This window comes from Pseudomonas sp. GD04019 (assembly GCF_029837695.1).
Taxonomy (GTDB): domain Bacteria; phylum Pseudomonadota; class Gammaproteobacteria; order Pseudomonadales; family Pseudomonadaceae; genus Aquipseudomonas.
Genome location: NZ_JAOEEA010000002.1, coordinates 459,746 through 480,357 on the forward strand (window position 1 = coordinate 459,746; position 20,612 = coordinate 480,357).

At 64.4% G+C, this 20,612-nt stretch carries 31 protein-coding genes; 12 read left to right on the forward strand and 19 right to left on the reverse strand.

What is annotated here, in order from left to right; translation table 11 throughout:
* Positions 1-50 precede the first annotated feature (50 nt).
* The 5 genes from mutS to N7607_RS04910 form a co-directional block, all read right to left on the reverse strand.
* The gene (gene mutS, locus N7607_RS04890) at positions 51-2,618 is read right to left on the reverse strand and encodes a DNA mismatch repair protein MutS (RefSeq protein ID WP_279868382.1); all 2,568 of its coding nucleotides are present in this window, start codon (positions 2,616-2,618) and stop codon (positions 51-53) included.
* 62 nt (positions 2,619-2,680) lie between these two features.
* Entirely contained in the window at positions 2,681-3,922 is a 1,242-nt protein-coding gene (locus tag N7607_RS04895) for a site-specific integrase (RefSeq protein WP_279868268.1), read from the reverse strand.
* On the reverse strand, positions 3,889-4,086 hold the full coding sequence (locus N7607_RS04900; protein ID WP_279868267.1) for an excisionase: 198 nt from the start codon (positions 4,084-4,086) through the stop codon (positions 3,889-3,891). The genes N7607_RS04895 and N7607_RS04900 overlap by 34 nt, the downstream gene beginning before the upstream one ends.
* Positions 4,083-4,253: a hypothetical protein gene (locus N7607_RS04905; protein ID WP_279868266.1), complete on the reverse strand. Its 171-nt coding sequence runs from the start codon at positions 4,251-4,253 to the stop codon at positions 4,083-4,085. Before N7607_RS04905 ends, N7607_RS04900 begins: the two co-directional genes overlap by 4 nt.
* On the reverse strand, positions 4,250-6,028 hold the full coding sequence (locus N7607_RS04910) for a DNA cytosine methyltransferase (protein WP_279868265.1): 1,779 nt from the start codon (positions 6,026-6,028) through the stop codon (positions 4,250-4,252). The genes N7607_RS04905 and N7607_RS04910 overlap by 4 nt, the downstream gene beginning before the upstream one ends.
* An 83-nt stretch (positions 6,029-6,111) precedes the next feature.
* Between N7607_RS04910 and N7607_RS04915 the strand changes: the two genes are divergently transcribed.
* Positions 6,112-6,351, forward strand: coding sequence for a hypothetical protein (locus N7607_RS04915; RefSeq protein WP_279868264.1), 240 nt, complete (start codon positions 6,112-6,114; stop codon positions 6,349-6,351).
* A 284-nt stretch (positions 6,352-6,635) separates the two neighbouring features.
* Here N7607_RS04915 and N7607_RS04920 read toward each other — a convergent pair whose 3' ends face one another.
* The 14 genes from N7607_RS04920 to N7607_RS04985 all read right to left on the reverse strand — a co-directional run bounded on the left by N7607_RS04920 (position 6,636) and on the right by N7607_RS04985 (position 12,510).
* Entirely contained in the window at positions 6,636-6,893 is a 258-nt protein-coding gene (locus N7607_RS04920; RefSeq protein ID WP_279868263.1) for a hypothetical protein, read from the reverse strand.
* A complete protein-coding gene (locus N7607_RS04925) occupies positions 6,890-7,264 on the reverse strand; it encodes a hypothetical protein (protein WP_279868262.1) in 375 nt (124 codons plus the stop codon). The genes N7607_RS04920 and N7607_RS04925 overlap by 4 nt, the downstream gene beginning before the upstream one ends.
* Entirely contained in the window at positions 7,261-7,482 is a 222-nt protein-coding gene (locus tag N7607_RS04930; protein ID WP_279868261.1) for a hypothetical protein, read from the reverse strand. Before N7607_RS04930 ends, N7607_RS04925 begins: the two co-directional genes overlap by 4 nt.
* 8 nt (positions 7,483-7,490) lie before the next feature.
* The gene (locus tag N7607_RS04935; protein WP_279868260.1) at positions 7,491-8,348 is read right to left on the reverse strand and encodes a hypothetical protein; all 858 of its coding nucleotides are present in this window, start codon (positions 8,346-8,348) and stop codon (positions 7,491-7,493) included.
* A 48-nt stretch (positions 8,349-8,396) separates the two neighbouring features.
* Entirely contained in the window at positions 8,397-8,726 is a 330-nt protein-coding gene (locus N7607_RS04940) for a pyocin activator PrtN family protein (protein ID WP_279868259.1), read from the reverse strand.
* Complete coding sequence (locus N7607_RS04945; protein WP_279868258.1) at positions 8,723-9,184, reverse strand: hypothetical protein; 462 nt, start codon at positions 9,182-9,184, stop codon at positions 8,723-8,725. Before N7607_RS04945 ends, N7607_RS04940 begins: the two co-directional genes overlap by 4 nt.
* Positions 9,185-9,195: 11 nt before the next feature.
* Entirely contained in the window at positions 9,196-9,366 is a 171-nt protein-coding gene (locus N7607_RS04950) for a hypothetical protein (protein WP_279868257.1), read from the reverse strand.
* Positions 9,356-9,649: a phage antirepressor KilAC domain-containing protein gene (locus N7607_RS04955; protein WP_279868256.1), complete on the reverse strand. Its 294-nt coding sequence runs from the start codon at positions 9,647-9,649 to the stop codon at positions 9,356-9,358. The genes N7607_RS04950 and N7607_RS04955 overlap by 11 nt, the downstream gene beginning before the upstream one ends.
* Before the next feature lie 10 nt (positions 9,650-9,659).
* On the reverse strand, positions 9,660-10,256 hold the full coding sequence (locus N7607_RS04960) for a hypothetical protein (RefSeq protein WP_279868255.1): 597 nt from the start codon (positions 10,254-10,256) through the stop codon (positions 9,660-9,662).
* On the reverse strand, positions 10,253-10,537 hold the full coding sequence (locus N7607_RS04965; RefSeq protein ID WP_279868254.1) for a hypothetical protein: 285 nt from the start codon (positions 10,535-10,537) through the stop codon (positions 10,253-10,255). The genes N7607_RS04960 and N7607_RS04965 overlap by 4 nt, the downstream gene beginning before the upstream one ends.
* Entirely contained in the window at positions 10,534-10,698 is a 165-nt protein-coding gene (locus N7607_RS04970) for a hypothetical protein (RefSeq protein WP_279868253.1), read from the reverse strand. The genes N7607_RS04965 and N7607_RS04970 overlap by 4 nt, the downstream gene beginning before the upstream one ends.
* A gap of 96 nt (positions 10,699-10,794) precedes the next feature.
* Complete coding sequence (locus N7607_RS04975) at positions 10,795-11,427, reverse strand: BRCT domain-containing protein (RefSeq protein WP_279868251.1); 633 nt, start codon at positions 11,425-11,427, stop codon at positions 10,795-10,797.
* Positions 11,381-11,827, reverse strand: a complete 447-nt coding sequence (locus N7607_RS04980; RefSeq protein ID WP_279868250.1) for a hypothetical protein — start codon at positions 11,825-11,827, stop codon at positions 11,381-11,383. The genes N7607_RS04975 and N7607_RS04980 overlap by 47 nt, the downstream gene beginning before the upstream one ends.
* Entirely contained in the window at positions 11,827-12,510 is a 684-nt protein-coding gene (locus N7607_RS04985) for a LexA family transcriptional regulator (protein ID WP_279868248.1), read from the reverse strand. The genes N7607_RS04980 and N7607_RS04985 overlap by 1 nt, the downstream gene beginning before the upstream one ends.
* Before the next feature lie 105 nt (positions 12,511-12,615).
* Here N7607_RS04985 and N7607_RS04990 point away from each other — a divergent pair, with 105 nt between their 5' ends.
* The 11 genes from N7607_RS04990 to N7607_RS05040 all read left to right on the forward strand — a co-directional run bounded on the left by N7607_RS04990 (position 12,616) and on the right by N7607_RS05040 (position 20,611).
* Complete coding sequence (locus tag N7607_RS04990) at positions 12,616-12,843, forward strand: helix-turn-helix transcriptional regulator (protein ID WP_279868247.1); 228 nt, start codon at positions 12,616-12,618, stop codon at positions 12,841-12,843.
* Positions 12,844-13,116: 273 nt separating this feature from the next.
* Positions 13,117-13,635, forward strand: a complete 519-nt coding sequence (locus N7607_RS04995; protein WP_279868245.1) for a phage regulatory CII family protein — start codon at positions 13,117-13,119, stop codon at positions 13,633-13,635.
* Positions 13,628-13,846 carry a TraR/DksA C4-type zinc finger protein gene (locus N7607_RS05000; protein ID WP_279868244.1) on the forward strand — a complete coding sequence of 73 codons (219 nt, stop codon included), beginning with the start codon at positions 13,628-13,630 and terminating at the stop codon, positions 13,844-13,846. Before N7607_RS04995 ends, N7607_RS05000 begins: the two co-directional genes overlap by 8 nt.
* The gene (locus N7607_RS05005) at positions 13,843-14,061 is read left to right on the forward strand and encodes a hypothetical protein (protein ID WP_279868243.1); all 219 of its coding nucleotides are present in this window, start codon (positions 13,843-13,845) and stop codon (positions 14,059-14,061) included. The genes N7607_RS05000 and N7607_RS05005 overlap by 4 nt, the downstream gene beginning before the upstream one ends.
* Complete coding sequence (locus N7607_RS05010) at positions 14,054-16,297, forward strand: VapE domain-containing protein (RefSeq protein ID WP_279868242.1); 2,244 nt, start codon at positions 14,054-14,056, stop codon at positions 16,295-16,297. The genes N7607_RS05005 and N7607_RS05010 overlap by 8 nt, the downstream gene beginning before the upstream one ends.
* Positions 16,294-16,665 carry a hypothetical protein gene (locus N7607_RS05015; RefSeq protein ID WP_279868241.1) on the forward strand — a complete coding sequence of 124 codons (372 nt, stop codon included), beginning with the start codon at positions 16,294-16,296 and terminating at the stop codon, positions 16,663-16,665. Before N7607_RS05010 ends, N7607_RS05015 begins: the two co-directional genes overlap by 4 nt.
* Positions 16,666-17,261: 596 nt before the next feature.
* Complete coding sequence (locus tag N7607_RS05020; protein WP_279868240.1) at positions 17,262-17,606, forward strand: phage holin family protein; 345 nt, start codon at positions 17,262-17,264, stop codon at positions 17,604-17,606.
* A complete protein-coding gene (locus N7607_RS05025) occupies positions 17,587-17,964 on the forward strand; it encodes an HNH endonuclease signature motif containing protein (RefSeq protein WP_279868239.1) in 378 nt (125 codons plus the stop codon). Before N7607_RS05020 ends, N7607_RS05025 begins: the two co-directional genes overlap by 20 nt.
* A gap of 163 nt (positions 17,965-18,127) precedes the next feature.
* Complete coding sequence (locus tag N7607_RS05030) at positions 18,128-18,652, forward strand: P27 family phage terminase small subunit (protein WP_279868238.1); 525 nt, start codon at positions 18,128-18,130, stop codon at positions 18,650-18,652.
* A gap of 7 nt (positions 18,653-18,659) precedes the next feature.
* Complete coding sequence (locus tag N7607_RS05035; protein ID WP_279868237.1) at positions 18,660-20,429, forward strand: terminase TerL endonuclease subunit; 1,770 nt, start codon at positions 18,660-18,662, stop codon at positions 20,427-20,429.
* The gene (locus tag N7607_RS05040) at positions 20,426-20,611 is read left to right on the forward strand and encodes a hypothetical protein (RefSeq protein ID WP_279868236.1); all 186 of its coding nucleotides are present in this window, start codon (positions 20,426-20,428) and stop codon (positions 20,609-20,611) included. Before N7607_RS05035 ends, N7607_RS05040 begins: the two co-directional genes overlap by 4 nt.
* The last annotated feature ends 1 nt before the right edge of the window (position 20,612 follow it).

Consider the following 20,612-nt stretch of genomic DNA (forward strand, 5'->3'; position numbering starts at 1 on the left):
CGGGCAGTCGTAAAAATGCGCGCGATTCTATCAGCTTGAGCCGGATGGCGTTAGCTGCGCGTCTTCCATGTATATATCAGCTCCAGGGCGCGGCGCGGTGTCAGATCATCGGGATTGATCTTGCCCAACTCCTCCAGAACCGGATGGGGCAGGGCGGCGAACATGTCGCTCTGCAGCGGTGCGCTGGGTTGGCCGGGTTCACTGCGCGGTATCTCGTGGGGCAGGCTGGTAGTCTCCAGGCGCGCCAGATGCTCACGAGCGCGCTGGATCACCGGGCTGGGTACGCCGGCCAGCTGGGCCACCGCCAGGCCGTAACTCTGGCTGGCCGGGCCGGGTAATACGTGGTGCAGGAAGACGATGCGCTCGTTGTGCTCGGTGGCGTTGAGGTGCACGTTGGCCACCACCGGCTCGCTCTCCGGCAGTACGGTCAGCTCGAAGTAGTGGGTGGCGAACAGGGTCCAGGCGCGCAGCTTGGCCAGATGCTCGGCGGCTGACCAGGCCAGCGACAGGCCGTCGAAGGTGCTGGTACCGCGGCCGACCTCATCCATCAACACCAGGCTGCGGTCGCTGGCGTTGTGCAGGATGTTGGCGGTCTCGCTCATCTCGACCATGAAGGTCGAGCGGCCACCGGCCAGGTCGTCGGAAGAGCCGATACGGGTGAAGATGCGGTCCACCAGCGACAGCTCGCAGGCGGCTGCCGGCACGAAGCTGCCGATATGGGCCAGCAGCACGATCAACGCAGTCTGGCGCATGTAGGTGGACTTACCGCCCATGTTCGGACCGGTAATGATCAGCATGCGGGTGTCGTCGTCGAGCCCCAGATCGTTGGCAACAAACGGTGTTTCCAGCACCTGCTCGACCACCGGGTGGCGACCCTGGTCGATGCGGAGGCAGGGTTCTTCGACGAAGCGCGGGCGGTTCAGGTCGAGGTTCAGCGCGCGCTCGGCCAGGTTGCTCAGTACGTCCAGCTCGGCCAGGGCACTGGCGGTGTCCTGTAGCGGCGCCAGATGGGTGATGAGCAGTTCCAGCAGCTCTTCATACAGCTGCTTCTCGCGGGCCAGAGCGCGGCTCTTGGCCGACAGCGCCTTGTCCTCGAAGGTTTTCAGCTCCGGGGTGATGAAGCGCTCGGCACCCTTGAGGGTCTGGCGGCGGATGTAGTCGGCCGGGGCCGATTCGGCTTGCTTGCTCGGCAGCTCGATGAAGTAGCCGTGCACGCGGTTGTAGCCGACCTTGAGGTTGGCCAGGCCGGTGCGCTCCTTCTCGCGCGCCTCCAGGTCCATCAGGTACTGGCCGGCGTTCTCGCTGATCGACTGCAGCTCGTCCAGCTCGGCGTCGTAACCGGTCTTCAGTACGCCGCCGTCGCGGATCACCGCCGGCGGGTTGTCGATGATCGCCCGGGCCAGCAGATCGGCCAGCTCCGGGTAGGTGCGGATGTTTACCGCCAGCTCGGCCAGGTGCGGGGCGTCCAGCTCGGCCATCGCGCCTTGCAGTTGCGGCAGGGCAGCGAGAGCGTCGCGTAGGCGCGCGAGGTCGCGCGGACGAGCGTTGCGCAGGCCGATACGGGCGAGGATACGTTCGACGTCGCCGATGTCCTTGAGCTGCGGTTGCAGCAACTCGAAGCGGTAGCGGTCGAGCAGGCAGGCGATGGCCTCCTGGCGCGCCTCCAGCACGGAGCGATCGCGCAGCGGGCGATTCAGCCAGCGGGTCAGCAGGCGCGAGCCCATGGCGGTCTGGCAGCGGTCGACCACCGACTGCAGGGTGTTGTCGCGGCCGCCGGCCAGGTTGGTGTCCAGCTCCAGGTTGCGGCGGCTGGCGCCGTCGAGGATGACGGTGTCGTCCAGGCGCTCGTGGCGCAGATTGCGCAGATGCGGCAGGGCGGTGCGCTGGGTCTCCTTGGCGTAGACCAGCAGGCAGCCGGCGGCGCCGATGGCCAGGGTCAGGCCTTCGCAGCCGAAGCCCTTGAGATCCTGCACGCCGAACTGCTGGCACAGGCTCTTGCGCGCGCTGTCGCGCTCGAAGTCCCAAGGCGCGCGACGGCGTACGCCGCGGCGCTTTTCGATCGGCAGGCCCTGAGGCCAGTCGTCGGGGATCAGCAGTTCGGCGGGGCTCAGGCGCTCCAGCTCGGCCAGCAGATTCTCCCAGCCTTTCATCTCCTGCACGCTGAAACGGCCGCTGGTGATATCCAGCACGGCCAGGCCGAACAGCTTCTCGTCGCCGAGGATGGCGCCGACCAGGTTGTCGCGGCGCTCGTCGAGGAATGCTTCGTCGCTGATGGTGCCAGGGGTGATGATGCGTACCACCTGGCGTTCCACCGGCCCCTTGCTGGTGGCCGGATCGCCGATCTGCTCGCAGATCGCCACGGCCTCGCCGAACTTCACTAGGCGCGCCAGATAGCCTTCGGCCGAGTGGAACGGAATCCCGGCCATGGGAATGGCCTGGCCGGCAGACTGACCGCGGGCGGTGAGGGTGATGTCGAGCAGCGCGGCGGCCTTTTTGGCATCCTCGTAGAACAGCTCGTAGAAGTCGCCCATGCGGTAGAACATCAGCATGTCCGGGTGCTGGTTCTTCAGCTTCCAGTACTGCTGCATCATCGGTGTGTGCTGGGAAAAATCGGAAATATCTTTTGCCATCAGTGACTTACAGCTATCCGTAATTTTTTGTGGGGCAGGATTGGGGCAATTCACGTTGCTTTGTTCATGCCGTTCCAGATGTGCTGCAGCTCGTTTGGAGACTCATCGTCCATCCATTTGGCGTACACCTGAACAAGCATGGTGAAGTCTTTATGGCCCATCTGCTTGGCGATGAACGCAAGGTTACCACGGGCCACCAAGCACCAGCAGGCGTAGGTGTGGCGGGTCTGATAGGGGCGGCGTGGGCGGATCTCGGCGCGGCGCTGGATGTTGCCCCACTTGGTATTCCAGGCGGTGGGGCCAAACCAGATGTTCACGTTTTTCTTGCGCGCCTGGATGACTGGCGAGATCAGTGGGGTGGCGGTCTCTTGCACGGATTCGTGCCGGGTGAGTTGGACGGTGATTTCCTGCGCCTGCAGGCCGTGCTCGATGGCCAGCAGCTGCTTGCATGCTTCCAGGGCTGGGGGAAACAGCATCACCGTGCGCTTCTTGCCAGTCTTGGGCAGCTTGAAGGTGCCCTTGCTGGTGATGGCGCGGTTGACGTTGATCAGGCCCCGCTCCAGGTCGATGTCTTCGCGGGCAAGGGCGCACAGTTCGCCGGGCCGCAGGCCGGTGTAGACAGCCAGGGTGATGGCCGCATGATCCATGGGGTGCAGGCAGCCCTTGTTTAGCAGCAGCTCCAGCTCGGCCTTGGTCAGCGGGTCGGGGTCGCGGTCGGTCATTTCAAAGCGGGTGCAGGCGCTGGCCAGGCCCGGTTTGCAGTAGCCGTTGGCCTCGCACCAGCCGAGAAAGCCGGCGAGTGTGGCCAGGTAGTGGTTGGCTGTGGATGTGGCGCGATCCTCGATCAGATCCACGCGCAGCTGCTGGATGTCCTCGGGCAGCAGTACGCTTGCCAGGCGATCTTTGCCGAGCATGCCCACGCAGATGTCGATAGCCCAGCCATAGCGGCGCTCGGTTTCCTCGGTGATGTCCACTGCTTTCAGCGGCTTGTAGCGGGCGGCAAGGACGTGCAGGCGCTCATCCCGGCTGTTGCTGTAGTTGCCGGCCTGGCGCGAGTTGGGGAAGTGCTGGGCATAGTCGAACCTGCCCAGCTTGATGTCATGAAGAACAGCCGCCCGGAGTTGGGCGGCGTGCTTGATGTTGGCCTTGGTCACTGGGAGACCTAGGGTCTCCCGGTAGCGGCGCTTGCGCCACATGAACACGATGCGGATGCTGTTGCCGTGGATCTCGACCCCGGTGTGTTTCGCCAGTTCGGCCTCTAGGCCGCTTCCTGGGGTGCGCTCTCGACCCACTTGTCTACCTCCTCGATGTTGATGAACACGCGCCCGTCACGCGCTTTGCGCCACATGCGGCCCTGTGCCCAGGTGCCATCCTTCACCTTGTGTTGAATGGCGTTGGGGGTGTAGCCGAACAGCTCTGCGGCTTTAGGGATGAGTACCCAGCGAGGTGTGCTCATACGACCTCCTGTTGAGTCTTCAGCGCCTTGCGCTTCTTCGAGCAGGCCGCGTGGCTGCCGGCGCTGCGGGTGCGCTGGCAGATGTCGCAGACGTTCTTCCAGTCGTAGTAGCGGCCGCCTGCTTCGAGGTGCTTGGGGCGGCGCCTGAGGAGTGGGGTAGTGCTCATGCGGCCTCCCTGGTGTCTTGCTCGACGAACAGCGGGTTAGCGCGCAGCAGGGCTTCAAGTGCCGGCGGCGATACTGAGTTGCCGACCATGCGCACCTGGTCGCGGGCCTTGATCTTGCGGCCATCGTGGCCCTTGTCGATCACGTAACTGGTAGGGAAGCCTTGGGCGCGGTACAGCTCGGCAGGGGTGAGCATGCGCATGCCGATGTCGACGATCACATAGGGGTTGCCCTTGACCATTACCGTCACCAGCGCCAGCCGGTCTCGGGTGGTGATGGTGGCTGCCGGGTCGCGCGGGTCGTAGGTGTTGTCGCTGCCGTAGTAGCCCATCAGGAATGCCGCCACGCGCAGGGCACCGGCCTCCACCTCGGGTGCCAGGGTGCATTCCATTAGCGCCAGATCCTCGGCACCTGCGGTAATCACTGGGGCTGTGTCGCGCGGATCCCGCCCGACGCAGCCATTGCGCAGGGTCACAAGGCTGGCGGTGACGACGTTCTGCTGGCTTCCCGTGGTGGTGATGGCCGTTGCCGGGCGAGTTGGGTGGTGGCCTGGCGTGGTGCAGTAGCCGCCGTTGTGCTGCGCCAGGTAGGCAACTGTCAGAGCGAAGTGCCCGCCCTTGACCCCTGCACACAGCGTCGGCACGGGGGCGTCCGCTGGGCTGTTGCGCTGGCGGCTGGCGTTGGCGTGTTCGGTGATGAAGGGTGCCAGCTCCGGCTGCACGAGCGCGAAGCCCTGGCTGCCGGTGATGGTTCTGGCCGGCGTGTTGGTTGGCTGGCCACGGAACTCGGTGCCACCGTGGTTCACGCTGACGATAAACGGGTCAGGATGGTTCAGCACGAAGCGCTCGATGCCCTTGCGGATGCGCGCCATGGTCTTCTCTACGAGCGGCCGCTTGACCTTGAAGCGCTTTCCGCCTTCCTTGTCGAGGAAGATGGAGGGGCAGGGGATCGACCAGTCGATGCAGCTGGCCACCGGCACCCACGGTAGCTGCCCGGGTTTAGGCACCTTTGCGTGGGTGGGCTCCGGCCAATGCAGTGGCATGCCGTCGCGGCGAGCGATGAAGAATAGGCGCTCCCTAGTGGTTGGGGCGCCGTAGTCGGCCGCGTTGATCTTGCCGTACAGCACCTGATAACCCTGCCGCTTGAACTCGGCGACGAGGCGGTGCCAGTAGCGGCCCTGCTTTTTGGGGCTGGGGATCAGGTACTGGTTTTGTACTGGCACGCGCTCACCTGGCTCGGCGATGCGGTGGACTGTCTTGCCGGTGCGTGGGCACTCGACCATATCCAGTGTTACTACGCGGCCAGTAGCTGGGCAGCGCTTGGCGATCAGGTTGCCCCATTTCAGGATTTGGATGACGTTCTCCATGGTGACCAGCAGCGGTTTGGTCTTGCCCGTCCAGCGCAGCATTTCCCAGGACAGCGACCTGCTCTGCACGCTGCGGGGCTGCCCGCCCTTGGCTTGGCTGTGGTCAGTGCATTCCGGGCTGCCGTGCAGGTGGCCTACGGGGCGCCCGCCAGTGGCCTCGATGGGGCATTGCTTGCGTACGTCTTCCTGGTAGTGGTCGGCGTATGGATGGTTGCGTTCGTGCAGGCTGATGGCCTCAGCATCGTGGTTGAGGGCTACGTCTACCGGCTCGCCTGTGGCGTTCTCGATGGCGATAGAGGCGCCACCGCCCCCGGCAAAGATGTCGACCTTGATGTATCCGTGCAGGTTGAGCGAGAGCTGGCGACGTACTGCTGTGGCAACGGCGTGCAGCTGGTGATTGAAGGCGGTCATGGCTGGGCGCTCCTTGCTACAGTCGGTGTGTCTACAAATTGCGGGGTGTTATTGGAATGGATAGAGAAACGAAGACCAGGGCCTTGACCGAGACCTTGAACGACCTGCTGAAGAATCCGCCGGCCCCCATCCCCACGGATGTTGGTGCTGCTGGTGTTGCTGTATTCGCCGCTTTGATCGAGGACTGGGAAGGGCTCAGCCCCTTTGCGCAAGGGCAGTTGCTGCTGGCAGTCGCCATCCTGGCTCAGCATCAGGGCGCAGAGTTGCGCGCCGGCATGACCACTGCAGAGATCATCAGTAAGCTCCGAGGCGGCCCGAGGTAGGTGCGAATACCCCTTGGCAAGCTGCGCTGCGGGCGGGGTCGGGGAGCGGAGCGATAGGCTCAATTCCTGTGCGCGGCGCACGCCTGTCGTGGGGTATGCGACTGCGGCGCAGGCGCTGGACTGGGGGAGGAAGATGCCTGCCGCTGCGCGGCAGAGGCTCTTTGTTTCGCCACCCGGAGGCATTGCAGGGCGGCCCATCGGCAGCGAGGCGAGCAGGTAGCGACGTGCCAGGCCGCCGCCGCGCTTTCGCGCGGCCGAGGCTTGGGTGCGGTGGGTGGCGAGGCTCATGGCTGTGCCTCCTCGGTCGAGACTTTTTCAACGTCGCTGATGGGGCCGACTGCGACCCCGATTTTGTTGTCTTCCGTGTAAAAGACTTTTATGGCGGCGCCCTGTGTATCCAGAAGGAACCCGGCCGCGTGGCCGATAAGCTCAGCCGCAAACCGTTGCCTGCCTTCGGTGGTGTTGGGGGCCAGCAGAATGGCTTGCCTGAAGATCCGGGCGGTTTCTTTTGCTGGCTGGCAAAGGGGGGTTACCTTGCTCATGCGCGGCCCTCCTGTTGTTCGGGCAGGGTTGGGGCAAGCGAAAAGCCAGCCGGTTGGGTGGCGGACACGGTGCCGCCGCGCTGGGTGATTTGCAGGTCAAGCCAGTGAAAGAAGCCTTTGGGCGCCTCGTAGTAGGCGGCCATCTGCTCGACCTGGCGAAGCACGTCCAGTTGGGCGTGCGCGGTGGGGCGGCGGCTGTTCCATGCCTCGGCCAGCAGGGGGCGCGGATCATCGCCGCAGGCGTAGCGGACTACTCCGCTGCTGACGCACTGTTTCTCGGCGCATTCGATGATCTGGCCTCCGCACTCTAGGCGGATGAAGTGCGCGGTGCCGCCGCAGCAAGGGCAGGGAAGTAGGCGAGGTGTGATCATGCGATTAGCTCCTTCTGCAGCTGCTCCAGGGCGACGGCCTGGCGGGCGGCGGTTTGCAGGCTCCACAGTGCTTCCGTGCCGAGGTGGCTGCGGATCTCGCGCTGGAGGGCGGCGGTGTAGGCCTCGGTTTCAGCGAGGCGCTTGGTCATGCGTTCGTGATCGCGCACCAGCTGGCCGGCGGCGTCGGGCTGGAGGCGAACAGGTTTCCATGAGCGCATGGGGCACCTCACAGGCACAGCGGCTGGCCAAGACCCTGCTCGGCATGATCCAGGTCGACGGCGGCCCACATTCTCGGGCGGGCTTGATCGTGGTTGGTCGGCGCCAGGGCTGATCGGAGGGACTCGGCGTGGTTGTGCGCCAGCTGGTCGCTGTCTTCCATGGCCTTGCGGAGGAGGTCGCGGGCGTGGCTGTCGGAGTCGACTGCACCGAGGAGCTGGAAGCGGAACTCGCCATGCTCGCCGTCACAGAAGAAGTGCGCCTCGTCGTGCAGCCACTCGATCAGGTCGGTGTCGGTGATGGGGCTGTCGGCCATGGAGCAGGTGCGCTCGGGCTGGTCGAGGATGGCTTTCACGCGGGCGGCCAGGGCATTGATGTTGGCCTGAGCGACTGCTGCTTGGTTGGTCTTGGTGCTGCCGCTGCGGGTGAACTGGTAGGCCGCCGTGCCCAGCTGCTTGGCGGCGGCCTGCAGGGTGTGCCAGTCGGCGGTCGTCAGGCGCTTGCTGGTTTCTTCCTGCAGCGCGGCGAGTAGGTCACGGATGACGTTCTCGCGGTCGTTCTCGGCGAAGGCCATTTGCTCGCGGAGTTGGCGCAGCTGGTTTTCGTGCTCGTCCGACTCGGCCGTGCTGTTGCGCCGCAGGGTGGTCAGCTCGCGGGTGAGGGTGTCGAGCTGGCGCAGGGCGTCGATCAGGCGGTCACGCTTCGCCTGCAGGAGGTTTTGCCAGTAGTCCTCGGCGGCGGCGCGGCCTTGCTCGTGGCCAGCGTCGCGGCCGGTCTTGAGGGCGAGGCAGTAGGTTAGGCCGATCAAGAGCGCAACGCAGAGCGCGATGGCGAACAGCGCGTAGATCTGTTGGGTGGTCAGTTCCATGGTGGTCTCCTAGGGTTCGCTTGGCTGGTGGTGGCAGCTGTTGCGTGGTCAGGTGGCTTCGGGTTCTGGTTGGGTTAGTGCCTTCTCCAGCTTTGCGTCAGCCATGCCGGCGCGGTGCTCGATGTGGGCGGCCAGGTGGTGGATCTCGAAGTAACGAATGGCGCGGTTGCCGTCTTCCAGGGTGGTGACCGGGATTGGCAGCCGATCGGTGCCGGGCACTGGCTTGAACGTCTCCTCGCTGAGGTAGCGGAAGAAGGTTGCGCGGGCTGCCTCTACGGGGATGAGTACGGAACCGAACTGGCGAAACAGCAGCTCGATGGTGGTGGCCCTCGGGGCCGGTTGTAGGCGCAGGGCCTTCTGCGTCTCTTCCTGGCTCATGCGTGTTGAGCCTCCTGACGCAGGCGGCGCAGCGGGTCACGGTCGCCCCAGCGCGGTTTCGGTTTCTGTGGGGTGCTGCTGAGTGTCTTGCCGTGCTGGCTCATGGCGTGGCGCAGCTGGGCCAGTACGCGCTCGGCACTACCGCCGAAGCCGGTGAAGCGAATCTCGCGCTTGCAGATGGCCTCGATGGAGGCGAACAGCTCGATGCCCTCCAGATCCGGCCCGAGGCGCAGGGAGGTGCGGTGAGTGAAGCCTTCGCCCATGTCTGCGGCGAGGCGCGCAACGGCGCCGGCCAGCTTCATGTGCTCCAGCTGCAGGCCAGTGGCGCCCTCCTGCTTGAGGCCGGCGGCGCTGGTGGCCAGCGCCAGGTGTGAGCTGATGACTTCGGGGGTGCGGGCGGCCTCCGGCATGCGCAGGAGGCTGATCAGGGTTTCGTCTAGTAGCTTGGCGTCCTTCATGGTCTTGACCTTCAACGGTTGCGGGCTGGGTGGTTCCAGGCGATGACGCAGTGGGTGCGCACCAGCTCCTGCCATTCCGGCTGTACCTTGGCGAGCGCGGCGCGGCGCTGTTCCAGGGTGTCCAGCCGGATGATCTCGGCAGCGATGTGGCGGGGGCGCTTGCCCTGCTGGTCAGGCGACATCGCGCGGATCTTGTGTGGTCTCTGGCATTGGCGCCTGGATGCCCAAGCGCCCGGCCAGCCAGTGCAGGCTGCCCTCCATCAGGCGCGTGGTTCGCGGGTACTGCAGCCCATGCTCCGGGTGGTTGTAGCGGTGCTCGCGCGTTACCAGGTGGTGCTTGGTGGCCTCGGGGTTGGCGGGCAGGTTGTGTTTGGTGAGCAGGCCTTTCTCGCGCATGAGCTTCATCAGTGCGCGATGGCCGATACCCAGCCGCTGGGCGGCGTCTTTGAGTGCAATGGATGGCATGGTGGGCACCTCACGCTGCGGCCTTGGGCGCGGCACAGGCCGCCAGGTGTTCCACGCTCTTGAGCAGCCGCTCATAGCAGCTGTGGTGCATGCCGTAGGCGGTGAAGCACGAGGTGCGTGGGCGGGTCTCGCCAATGCTGAGAATGGCGGTGATGCCGCTGCGGCTGTGGGTGCGATGGATGGCTACGCGCACGGGGTGTTCGTGGCCCAAGTGCAAGTCCAGGGTGCCGCCCTTGCGCACGAGCAACTGCAGGGCCGCGTCTTGGTCGGCGTCTAGCAGTGGCTCGGGCTCGGGCAGTACCGGGAAGCGAGTGACGCGGGCCGGTGCAGGCGCGGCGCTGTCTACCCGGCCGTTGGCGATGGCGTCGATGAAGTCGGCCAGGTGGATGTGCCGCTCAGGGTCGTTGCTTTGCAGGGTGATGTGGTGGCGCTCTTCGCCCATCTCCACAGTGGCTTCGGTGCTTTCAGTGCTGCGCTCGATGTGCAGCTTGAACATCACCTGCTGACGGCTGTAGGCCGAGCGCACGGCATGACCAAAGGTGCCGGACATGTTGACCTGGGCTGCCAGGCGGATTAGGGAGTCTTCGGGGAGGGTGAAGTTGCTCATGCTGCGGCCTCCTGCTCAGCAGAGGCTGCAGCGGCGAACTCCGTATCGGATGCGGCTGCTTGGTCGGCAGAGCGGTACTGGCTGGCATTCATTGCCAGGCCGTGTAGGCGCTGCATGGCGTGGTAGCTGATCACGTCAAGGCTTGTGGCGGCGCTTACCAGACCAAGGAAGAAGTAGAAGCTCCTGGTGGCTGAGTCGTGATCCTTGGCGTAGCGAATATCGCTGAGTGATTCGCGCAGGCGTTCACGCCAGATTTCGAGGCTGATGGCTTCGATGCTCATGCGGCGCGCCCTCCATCGTTCGGGCCGATGGGGGTCGGCTTGGTGGCTACGGCGCGGGGCTTGTGGCGGGTGAACTGGGCGCCGGATTCGCGGGCGGCTCGGCGCAGTTCAAAGATGCGCTCGGGCTCGCAGGCCGGAAGCGCGTGGAGGGATGCAGACATGGTTTACCTCGGCTCTGTGGTGGAGAGACGAGGCAAATAAAACGCATCGTTGTTATCGTGTCAACACAATATGTTTTATTTCTGATTGAAGGGGCTTCACCCGAAGATGGCTTGCTGCCAGTGCTCCTCGCTGATGATGGCGATCTGGCTTCCACTTTCTCGGAGTTCGACGGCTTTCTTGATCTTGGTTCCGTAGCTGCTGTGCAGCCACTGTTCGTTGCCGATGCTGCCGACAACGAGGAAGTGGATCTTTTTGCTTACCCCGGCGCCGATCAAGCCGCCGCGCTCGGTGACAAGGGCTTCACAGTCCTTGCGAGGGCCGTAGGCCATGATGCCGGTGAACAGGAAGACGCGATTCGGCCATTCCAGCTGTGGTTGAGGTTGATTCAGGGGGAGGGAGGATGGCGCCTGGAAAGGCTGGGCGGTGCCAACCTTCAGGCCAGAGAACTGTCGGAGCATCTCCAGCAGTTCGGTGGCTTCGTCCGCATCCAGCCGGTTGTCGCTGAGCATGTCAGCTAGGCGCCGATAGAGGATGTTGACTACGGGGTCTGCCAGGTGGTTGAGGTTTGTTTCAATCCAGCTCTTGAGGAATTCGGCCTCCTGCTGGTTGATTGTTCCGTCAGCTGTGATGCCGGCGGCGAGGCCAATCAGGGCGTCCGCTGAGCGCCGGTCAATGCGGGCTTCATGAAAAAAGCGACTGTTCTGGAACTCCTGGTGCAGGTCTACCATGAGGCTCTTCTCCTTCGGCGGCTTCGTCCGTGCTCTGCTCAATGAGCTTGCTGATGTCGGGAGTAAAGGTCACCTGCATCCCGGTCTTGCTGCAGGTGTGTGTAATCTCGGTAGTGGTGTCTACCTGGAGGTCTTCCCCTCGCAGCCCCTGCCATTGGGCTAGGTACTGCAGGGAGCCATACTTCTCCAGCTTCTTGAGGGTGCGGCTAACCCCGCCCTTCCAGCCCAGAACAGGCAGCTCGTTGCGGAGCGCTGCTTCTGACAGTTCGGGCTTCGTAGTGGCTAGTTGACGGCCAACTTCCCAGCACTTGATCAGGCCCGCGTCTTCGGCTGACCAGGTTGCTTGCCAGTCCAGGCCTGTGCGGATGGGGAGTGTGATGCTGCGTTGGAGAACCGGCATTACAGGGCTCCTCCATGCCAAACCACTCGGCCGACGATCTGGAGCTGGTCAATATCTGAATCGCTGACAGGCTGGTCGGGGTATGCGCGCTTGTCTTCGTTGTCGCTGCGGATCAGCCAGCCGCCAGTCAGAGACTGGATCAGGCGCTTGATGATTAGCTCCCCGTTGCCCTTGAGGATGGCAAAGATGCGGCCATCACGCGGCGTGGTTTGGCTTTCGTCCAGTAGGACTACATCACCGTCGCAGACGGTAGGCTCCATACTGTGGCCCTGAACGTAGATGACGTGCAGGTTGCGCTCGCGCAGGCCCATGCGGGTCAGCCATGCGCGCTTGAACACGAGGCCGCCTTTTACCTCGACGTGATCATTTAGCTGGCCATTGCCGGCGGCGCCGTGGACTGTGTATTGCGGCACCAGGGCATAGTCCTGCGCGGCTGGGGTGTAGCCATAGGCCCCGGCGTGCTCTCCGACCTGGTGCGTGTCGCCCTCCACCAGTTCAAGCAGGGTTGAGTCGAGGGCTGCAGCCAGGAGGCGCAGGTCTGAAAGGCTGGGCTCGCGCTTGTCGCGCTCGTAGTTGCCTATGCGAGCTTGGCCGCTCTCCCAGCCACAGGCGGTGGCGAGTGCGGTTTGCGATAGGCCTTTCGCGCGGCGAAGTCGGGCGAGGCGATTACCAAGAGTTTCCATGCTCGGGAAAATATCACGATCCGTTTATTTTCAATGCGACTAAACGTGTTGTAAAAACAACAATACGTTGTTAATGTCTCTCCGACGCTAATCGGAGGTCGCAACATGAACCGCATATCCGAGCTAAGGCGAGGCGCTGGTGTTGCCCAGCTCGCCCTGGCTAACGAGCTTGGCTGGTCTCAGGGACGGCTTAGCAACTACGAGGCCGGCCGCCGTGAGCCAGGGCTGGCTGAGTGCAGGGCTATCGTCCGGGCGCTTGTCCGGTTGGGCGCTCCCTGCACCCTGGATGACGTGTTTCCGCCTGAGCAGGAGTCGCCTGCGCGGGCTGCCTAGAAAAAAGGCGCCCTAAGGCGCCTTGTTCCTCCGGCGCACACCACCACAGTGTTGCCGGTGCCTGGGCACGGATGCCTAGGGTTGCCTGCCTCTCCACCACAGATCAGCAGGCTGTTTCGGTAGGGCGCTCGCGGAGCGGGTGCCCTGCCTGGGGTGCGGCGGTCTCTCCACCACAGATCAACCGTCGCAAGTGACCACCTGACGAGTGACCACGACGCAACTGTAGCAAGCAGGGGCGGCGGGGTCACTGGCAGACTTTTAGGAGAATTGCCAATGACTCGACTCTGGCAGAGCAGCATCGAGCGCGCGCGGCGCACCGTGCTGAGCCTCAAGCAGGCGCTGTATCACGCTGTACAGGACTACCCCGGCGGTGCCACCGCCATTGCCGCCGTAGACGGCAACATCAACGCCACTACCCTCAGCCACAAGCTGAGCCTCACCGGCACCAACCCCAAGCACAAGATCAACGTGGATGAGCTGCAGCTGATCCTCGACTTGACGCGTGATCGGCGTCTTGTTGACGCGATCCTGCAGCCGATTGGCTGGGTCGGTATCGACGTATCTGACCTGAGCGATACGGACACGGAAGCCTCGCTGCTGGCCGCGATCAGCGAGCTGCTGAGCGAGGAAAGCCGGGTGACCGCGCACCTCTCCAAGAGTCTGCAGGATGGGCACCTGGATGATGGCGAGCTGGACGAGTTCGAGCTGCTGGCCCTGCGCCTGGTTCAGGCTGCGTACAAGCTGCGCGCTGTGGTTCGGGCTCGTCATGCGGAGGACGTTGCCCATGGCTGATAACGCAGACATTGCCAATGACTTGATGCTGGAGCGCATCGAGCAGCAGCTGGCGGCGCGCCAGCCTGCGCAGGGGGGGGCATCGGCAGAGGATTGCGAGGGGTGCGGGGTAGCCATTCCGCCTGCTCGCTTGCAGGCCATGGCCGGGCGCGGCTGCTTGCGCTGCATCGAGTGTCAGCAGGATCACGAGCGGAAAGGGGGTAGGGGATGATTGCTATCTCAGATCGAATTCATGTGGCTGCTGATCAGATTGCCATGGTTGAAGTGCCCGATTGGACAGATGGGGTGATCGTGCGGCTCAAGGATGGTGAGCGTTACTCGGTAGATCTGCGTGGCCGTGCTCGGTTTGCGCGGGCCGATGAGTTGGTCCAGCAGATTGACGCGGAATTGGCTGGGCGCGCTGGGGCGGGGGTGGCTGATGTCTGACTCTCATTCCCTGATTGATGATGTGCTCGACCAACTGCGCGATGGAGGGCTTGACCCTGACCTGCCGCTGCTGACGAACGGGACGCGGGTGCGTTGCCGGGACTCGCACGACAAGGGCAACAGCCGCACCGGGTTCTACCGGATCTATGAGCATGTGAACGAGGGCCGCACCTTCTACGCCGGAGCATTTGGCTCGTGGCGTGAGGGCGAAAAGGGCTCGTTCCACAAGCTCAAGCCCGTGGGCGGGCGGATGAGCGCCGAGGACAAGAAGGTGATCGCGGCGCGGGTCGAGGCGGCGAAACAGCGCGAGGCCTCGCTGCGGGCGGCCAGGGTGGCGAAGGCCGCCCGTCGCGCTGCTGGCATGTGGAAGGCACTGCCGACCAAGGGGCGCTGCGGCTACCTGGATCGCAAGCAGATTGGTGCCTTTGGCCTGCGCTTTGGGCGCAAGCCTGACACGGCCTTAGTGCCACTGGTGAACGTGCGCGATGAGGTGGTGGGCCTGCAGGTGTTGTTCGGTACGCCGGACAAGGATGGCCTGAGCAAGCGCTATTGGCCTGCGGGCCTTGACCCTGTGGGGGCCTTCCACCTGATCGGCCCGCGCCCCGAGCCGGGCGAGGCCGTGTTGATCTGTGAGGGGTACGCCACGGGCGCCAGCCTGCACATGGCGACGGGGTTGTGCGTGGCAGTGGCGTTCACGGCGGGCAACCTGATGCCGGTGGCCGAGGCGATGCGCGAGCGTTACCCGGGACGGCAGTTTGTGTTCTGCGCGGACGATGACTGGCAGACGAAGAACCACAAGGGCGAGCCCTGGAACCCTGGCCGCGAGAAGGCCGAGAACGCGGCTGTAGTGATTGGCGGCCGGGTGGTGTACCCGGTGTTCGAGGGTGAGCGGGCAGAGAAGTGGACGGACTTCAATGACCTGCATCTGGCCGAGGGTTTTGATGCGGTGCGTCGCCAGGTGATGGCGGTGGCCAGGCCGGCTGCGGAAGGGGAGTGGATGTCGAGCTTGCGCCGCACGAACCAGGGCGCCCTGGTGGCGCACGCGCTCAACGTGACGCTGATTCTGGAGAACGACGAACGCTGGGCCGGGGTGATCGGCGAAGATGTGTTTTCCGGGCGCTCGGCGAAGCGGCGGGCGTCTCCATGTGCTCCGGGTGCCGGCGAGTGGAGCGACCTGGACGATACGCTGACGTCGCTCTGGATGGCTGAGCAGTACGGTCTGTTGGTGAAGTCCGTCACTGTGATGGAGGCTGCTGCTGTGGTGGCTAGCCGCCGCCAGTTTCACCCGGTGCGTGACTATCTTCGTGGATTGGAGTGGGATGGCATCCCGCGCCTGAGTACGTGGCTGAAGGATTACCTGGGCGCGCAGGCGTTGGCGGGGCGGGATGAGTACCTGGCCTCGGCGGGGATGCGCTGGCTGGTGTCTGCCGTGGCGCGGGTGATGCGGCCGGGGTGCAAGGCGGATTGTGTGCTGATCCTGGAAGGTGATCAGGGCTTGAACAAGTCCTCGGCGCTGGGTGTGCTCGGTGGCGAGTGGTTCATGGATACGCCGATTGCACTGGGCGACAAGGACGCCTATCAGCAGCTACAGGGCGTGTGGATTGCCGAGCTGGCCGAGCTGGATGCGCTGAACAAGGTGGATTCGCTCAAGGCGAAGTCGTTCTTCGGTGCGTCGGTCGATACGTTCCGGCCGAGTTATGGGCGGCGCAATATCCGCCTGCCACGCCAGTGTGTGTTCGCTGGCACGACGAACCAGGACGAGTATCTGCGCGACCCGACCGGCAACCGGCGCTACTGGCCGGTGGCGTGTACGCGGGTGTCGCTCGATGCCTTGCGCGAGGCGCGTGACCAGCTATGGGCCGAGGCTTACCAGCTATATCAGGAGGGTGAGCCTTGGTGGCCGCAGCCGAGTGAGAAAGTGTGGTTCGAGGACGAGCAGGATGTGCGCTTCGCGAGCGATGCCTGGGAGACGAGCATTGTGCGCTGGCTGGAGAACAACCCCTGTGCGAGCGTAACCAGCGCGGAGCTTCTGGAGAAGGCGTTGAACCTTGATCCTGGCCACTGGGGGCGGCCTGAGCAGACGCGTGTTGGACAGATCATGCACCGGCTTGGTTGGCGCCGGAAGCGCTTGGCGCCCTCTGGCCGGTATGGCGTGCGGCCGTATGCGTATGTGCGGCCGGATGGCTGGCAGCCCCGTGGGCAGATGCCTTTGGCGCAGAAGGAGCCGGTGCTGTGATCGACTACATGGATGAGGCGTTGCGATTGTGGGCGGCTGAGTTCCATGCGCCTGATGGCGTGCCGATTGTGGGTGGTGGCGGTGGTAGTTCGCTTGCTACCCTGATCGCCTGCAAGGGTGAGTTGATCCGCAGTACGGCTCAAGGGCGGGTGCTGCTGGAGCGGTCGGCCGAGATTGAGCTGATCGTGAACAAGCACCTGCCATTCGAGGAACACCAGGTGGTGATCGAGCACTACACCAACCATGACAGCCTTGAGCATCAGCGATACGAGGCGTGTGGCTGTAGCCGGGCGCAGTTCTACCGACGATTGCACAAGGCCCATGAGTCGATCAGGGATCAGCTCATCAACCGGAAGCGCGCCGCATGAGGCGCGCTTTTTCTTTCGTGACCCACTTGCCTGCCGCGCCTTTCTTGCTGGGGCGGCGTAATGTCGCGCCGTTGCTTGCCGTGGCTCACGTCCTAACCTGTCCCGCCGCCTGCCCGCATATATGCGGTGGGCAGGCGCGTATACACGCGCACGCGTGTGCTCGCACGCTCACCTATATATAAATCCTTTAGACAGGTGGGGAAGTGGGGTTAGATCAAGTGGGGCCTGTTGTTCCTGCGTTCAACCTGCTTTTTTGTGCTGGGCCTGATAGGGGCAGCGCCTGCGGCGCAGGTAGCCGGATGCGGATAATGCGCCGATCTTTTCCAGACAGACACCCGACCAACTATGGTTCTTTGCCCTGTGGCAATCCTGACCCATTGTTGCCATGAGATTGGAGGGGTATAAATCACGCATCCTCACGTAGGAGCGTCACCAAGAATCACCACACGAAACCCGGCCACTGCGCCGGGTTTTCTGTTTCTGGCGCCTGGGCTTCCCCGCCCTGGTCACGGCGCCTGGCGGCAAGGATGCCGCACCCCATCACAGGCCTCGCCATTCGGCGGGGCTTTTTCGTTTCTGGCTATCGAGGTGAACCGATGAACGAGCATCAGCAGGCGCTGGCAGATATGCCGCTGTGGCTGTGGTTGGTGCTGGCCCTGGTGGCTGGTGTATCTGGCGAAGCATGGCGAGCGGACAAGGCCGGGCTGACTGGCTGGGCGCTGGTCAAGCGCATCGGCCTGCGTTCTGCCGCTTCCGCTGTGTTCGGCCTGGCCACCTTCGCCGTCACCTGGGCGTGTGGTGCGCACATCCTGGTGGCGGTGGCGGTCGGCTGCATCGTGGCCACCATGGGTGCCGATGTCGCTAGCGCTCTGTACGAGCGAGCGCTGGCCAGGCGGCTGGGTGTTGGCGAGGTGCCGAGCAATGCCAGCCAGCCCGACTAAGCGGCTCAGCTCCTCGGCCAAGGGCTACGGCCATCGCTGGAAGCTGGCACGAGCCGACCACCTGCGCCGCCACCCGCTATGTGTGTTCTGCCAGCGGGCTGGCCGAGCGGTGCCGGCGGTGCTGGTCGACCACATCAAGGCGCACCGACTGGGTGAGGCCAAGCTGAGCGGAGACCCGGAGCAGATCGCGCAGGCCTGGAAGCTCTTCTGGGATCGCACCAACTGGCAGTCGCTGTGCAAGCGTTGCCATGACTCGACCAAGCAGCGGATGGAGAAGTCGGGCCGCCTCGGCTGCTCCGACTCGGGCCTGCCGCTCGACCCGAACCACCATTGGAACCGCACGCCGGCCAGGGGGTAGGGGGGGGTGAAAAACTTCCTACCGCCTCGACCTCGAACGACCTAGGGATCGCGGTGTGCAACGCCGGGAAAAATGGGGGGGTGGGGGCTTCATTTTTTAACACGAAACCCGCGTGCTTCCTAGCTTTCAGCCTGGTGCTCGCGCCTCTCGAAAGGAGACCAGCATGGCCGGGAATGCCAACTCTGGCCGGCCTTCGCTGCCGGCTACCGTTCACATGCTGCGCGGCGACCCCAGCAAGCAGGGCATGGCTGCGCTGCAAGCCGCTGCGCAGGCACCCGCTGTGCCGGTACAGGCCCCGCCGAAACCCGACTTCCTGAGCCCCGAGGGCGCCCAGGAGTGGGATCGTGTGACCGAGGCGCTGCTGGCGCTGGGCTGGGTTAGTGAGCTGGACATGATGGCGCTCGCCTCGTACTGCGAGGCGGTGGGCGACTGGGTGCGGTTCCGCCGCAAGATCGCCGACCTGAATGCTGAGCTGGAGGGCGACGGCGACGTGCAGACGTTCAAGACCGGCGCTCAGCAGATCAGCATCTGGCGGCAGCTCGCTAACGATGCCGAGCGCCGCGCGAACCAAGCGGGGGCGCTGTTCGGCTTTTCCCCGGTTGCGCGCCGCGCCATGAAGGCGCTGGTGCCTCAAGGCGAGTTGTTTCCCAATGCACCAAGAGACGCTGCTGACAAATACTTCAGCTGATTGCCGCGTGCGTGGCTTCGCCATGGCCGTGCTGGCTCGCCAGGTCGTGGCCGGGCCGGATGTTCGCAACGCCTGCCAGCGGCATCTGGACGATCTGGAGCATGGGCACCTGCGTGGCCTGGTGTGGGATCAGGCTGCAGCCGACCGCGCCATCGGCTTCTTCGAGGACGTGCTATGCCTCAACGGTGGCGACTACGAGGGCTCACCTTTCCAGCTCGGGCCGTGGCAGGCGTTCGTCGTGGGCAGCCTGTTCGGCTGGTACGTTGACGACGGCGTGCGCCGCTACCGTCTGGCCTATATCGAGACGGGCAAGGGCTCCGGCAAGTCGCCGCTGATCGCTGGTATCGGACTGTATGGCCTGGTAGCCGACGGCGAGCAGCGCGCCGAGATCTACGCCGCCGCGACCAAGAAAGATCAGGCCATGATCATGTTCCGCGACGCGGTGTCGATGGTCACCATGTCGCCCAAGCTGGCGGCGCGCATCGAGCAGAGCGGCCGCAATGAGAAGATCTGGAACCTGTTCTACCCGAACACCAACAGCTTCTTCAGGGCCATCAGTAACGACGATGGCCAGTCCGGGCCGCGCCCGCACATGGGCCTGCTGGATGAGGTGCACGAACACAAGACGGCCTCCGCCGTCGAGATGATGCGGGCTGGCACCAAGAACCGGCGCCGCGCCCTGGTGGCGATGATCACCAACAGTGGGTCGGATAAGAACAGCGTGGCCGGCCAGTACCACGATTACGGCGTGCGCGTATGCCGTGGCGATGTCGTCGACGACACCTTCTTCGCCTTCATCTGCTCGCTAGACGAGGGCGACGATCCGCTGACCGATGAGGCCTGCTGGCCCAAGGTCAACCCGTCGCTCGACTTCATCCCCGAGGGCCGCACCGATGGCATCCCCGGCCGCCGCTATCTGCGCGAGCAGGTGCTGGCGGCGCGTGGATTGCCAGCCAAGGAAGCGGTGGTGCGGCGCCTGAACTTCTGCCAGTGGACTGCCTCGGAGAATCCCTGGATCGGTGGCGACGTGTGGCTGGCTGCCTCCGAGCGGGTGCCCATGCGGATGCTGCGCAATCGGCCGTGCGTGGCCGGCCTGGACTTGTCCAGCACCACCGACCTGACATCGTTCGTGTTGCTGTTCTACCCGACCGTTGCCGATCCGCATTGGCGGCTGCTGCCGTACTTCTGGATTCCCGACCACGATCTGGAAGGCCGGGAGAACCGCGACCGAGTGCCATACCGGGTCTGGATCGCCGAGGGGCATCTGGAGACGACGCCGGGGCGGGCCATCAGCAAGCTGCATGTGCTGCGCCGGCTGCAAAAGATCTGCGGCTACTTCGATGTGCGCAAGGTGGGCTACGACCGCTGGCGGATCGAAGACCTGAAAGAGCTGATGATCGAGCACGACATCGTGCTGCCGGAGCTGGAGCCGTTCGGCCAGGGCTATCAGAGCATGGGGCCTGCCGTGGATGAGTTCGAGCGCCGGCTGCTGGGTATGCCGCAGCAGGTGCTGGACGATGACGGCAATGTGATCGACCTCGACCCGAGCGAGTACGAGGTGGTGGAGACCCTGCGACATGACGGCAACCCGGTGTTGACCATGTGCGCGGCGAACGCGGTGACCACCTCCGACCCTGCGAACAACCGCAAGGTCGACAAGGCCAAGTCCAACGGCCGCATCGACGGCATCGTGGCCTCGGTCATTGCTACCGGCGTCAGCGGCTCGGTGCCACCTGGTGGCGGTAAATCCATCTACGACGAAGGCGTTGGTATATGAGCATCACCCTGGTGCAGATCCTTTCGTGGCTCGCCGGGCTGGCAGGCTTCGGCCTGCTGGTCGCGGGCGTGGCTCAACTCAACGTGCCGGCGGCTTTCATCGTCGCCGGCACTGGCCTGCTGGCCTGGTCGCGCATGGCTGACCAGGCGGTGGCTGCTGCGATCAAACAGAAGGGGGGCTGAG

Coding starts and splice junctions, on each gene's coding strand:
- N7607_RS04930 (WP_279868261.1), bottom strand. CDS start 7,482: ATGCGCTCATGGAAACCTGTTCGCCTCCAGCCCGACGCCGCCGGCCAG.
- N7607_RS04940 (WP_279868259.1), bottom strand. CDS start 8,726: ATGAGCCAGGAAGAGACGCAGAAGGCCCTGCGCCTACAACCGGCCCCG.
- N7607_RS05025 (WP_279868239.1), top strand. CDS start 17,587: ATGCCAGCCAGCCCGACTAAGCGGCTCAGCTCCTCGGCCAAGGGCTAC.
- N7607_RS05010 (WP_279868242.1), top strand. CDS start 14,054: ATGTCTGACTCTCATTCCCTGATTGATGATGTGCTCGACCAACTGCGC.
- N7607_RS05000 (WP_279868244.1), top strand. CDS start 13,628: ATGGCTGATAACGCAGACATTGCCAATGACTTGATGCTGGAGCGCATC.
- N7607_RS04970 (WP_279868253.1), bottom strand. CDS start 10,698: ATGTCTGCATCCCTCCACGCGCTTCCGGCCTGCGAGCCCGAGCGCATC.
- N7607_RS04955 (WP_279868256.1), bottom strand. CDS start 9,649: ATGCCATCCATTGCACTCAAAGACGCCGCCCAGCGGCTGGGTATCGGC.
- N7607_RS05030 (WP_279868238.1), top strand. CDS start 18,128: ATGGCCGGGAATGCCAACTCTGGCCGGCCTTCGCTGCCGGCTACCGTT.
- N7607_RS04910 (WP_279868265.1), bottom strand. CDS start 6,028: ATGACCGCCTTCAATCACCAGCTGCACGCCGTTGCCACAGCAGTACGT.
- N7607_RS05020 (WP_279868240.1), top strand. CDS start 17,262: ATGAACGAGCATCAGCAGGCGCTGGCAGATATGCCGCTGTGGCTGTGG.
- N7607_RS04960 (WP_279868255.1), bottom strand. CDS start 10,256: ATGAGCAACTTCACCCTCCCCGAAGACTCCCTAATCCGCCTGGCAGCC.
- N7607_RS05040 (WP_279868236.1), top strand. CDS start 20,426: ATGAGCATCACCCTGGTGCAGATCCTTTCGTGGCTCGCCGGGCTGGCA.
- N7607_RS04950 (WP_279868257.1), bottom strand. CDS start 9,366: ATGTCGCCTGACCAGCAGGGCAAGCGCCCCCGCCACATCGCTGCCGAG.
- N7607_RS04925 (WP_279868262.1), bottom strand. CDS start 7,264: ATGATCACACCTCGCCTACTTCCCTGCCCTTGCTGCGGCGGCACCGCG.
- N7607_RS04965 (WP_279868254.1), bottom strand. CDS start 10,537: ATGAGCATCGAAGCCATCAGCCTCGAAATCTGGCGTGAACGCCTGCGC.
- N7607_RS04900 (WP_279868267.1), bottom strand. CDS start 4,086: ATGAGCACACCTCGCTGGGTACTCATCCCTAAAGCCGCAGAGCTGTTC.
- N7607_RS04945 (WP_279868258.1), bottom strand. CDS start 9,184: ATGAAGGACGCCAAGCTACTAGACGAAACCCTGATCAGCCTCCTGCGC.
- N7607_RS04980 (WP_279868250.1), bottom strand. CDS start 11,827: ATGCCGGTTCTCCAACGCAGCATCACACTCCCCATCCGCACAGGCCTG.
- N7607_RS04905 (WP_279868266.1), bottom strand. CDS start 4,253: ATGAGCACTACCCCACTCCTCAGGCGCCGCCCCAAGCACCTCGAAGCA.
- N7607_RS04975 (WP_279868251.1), bottom strand. CDS start 11,427: ATGGTAGACCTGCACCAGGAGTTCCAGAACAGTCGCTTTTTTCATGAA.
- N7607_RS04920 (WP_279868263.1), bottom strand. CDS start 6,893: ATGAGCAAGGTAACCCCCCTTTGCCAGCCAGCAAAAGAAACCGCCCGG.
- N7607_RS05005 (WP_279868243.1), top strand. CDS start 13,843: ATGATTGCTATCTCAGATCGAATTCATGTGGCTGCTGATCAGATTGCC.
- N7607_RS04935 (WP_279868260.1), bottom strand. CDS start 8,348: ATGGAACTGACCACCCAACAGATCTACGCGCTGTTCGCCATCGCGCTC.
- N7607_RS04990 (WP_279868247.1), top strand. CDS start 12,616: ATGAACCGCATATCCGAGCTAAGGCGAGGCGCTGGTGTTGCCCAGCTC.
- N7607_RS04985 (WP_279868248.1), bottom strand. CDS start 12,510: ATGGAAACTCTTGGTAATCGCCTCGCCCGACTTCGCCGCGCGAAAGGC.
- N7607_RS04995 (WP_279868245.1), top strand. CDS start 13,117: ATGACTCGACTCTGGCAGAGCAGCATCGAGCGCGCGCGGCGCACCGTG.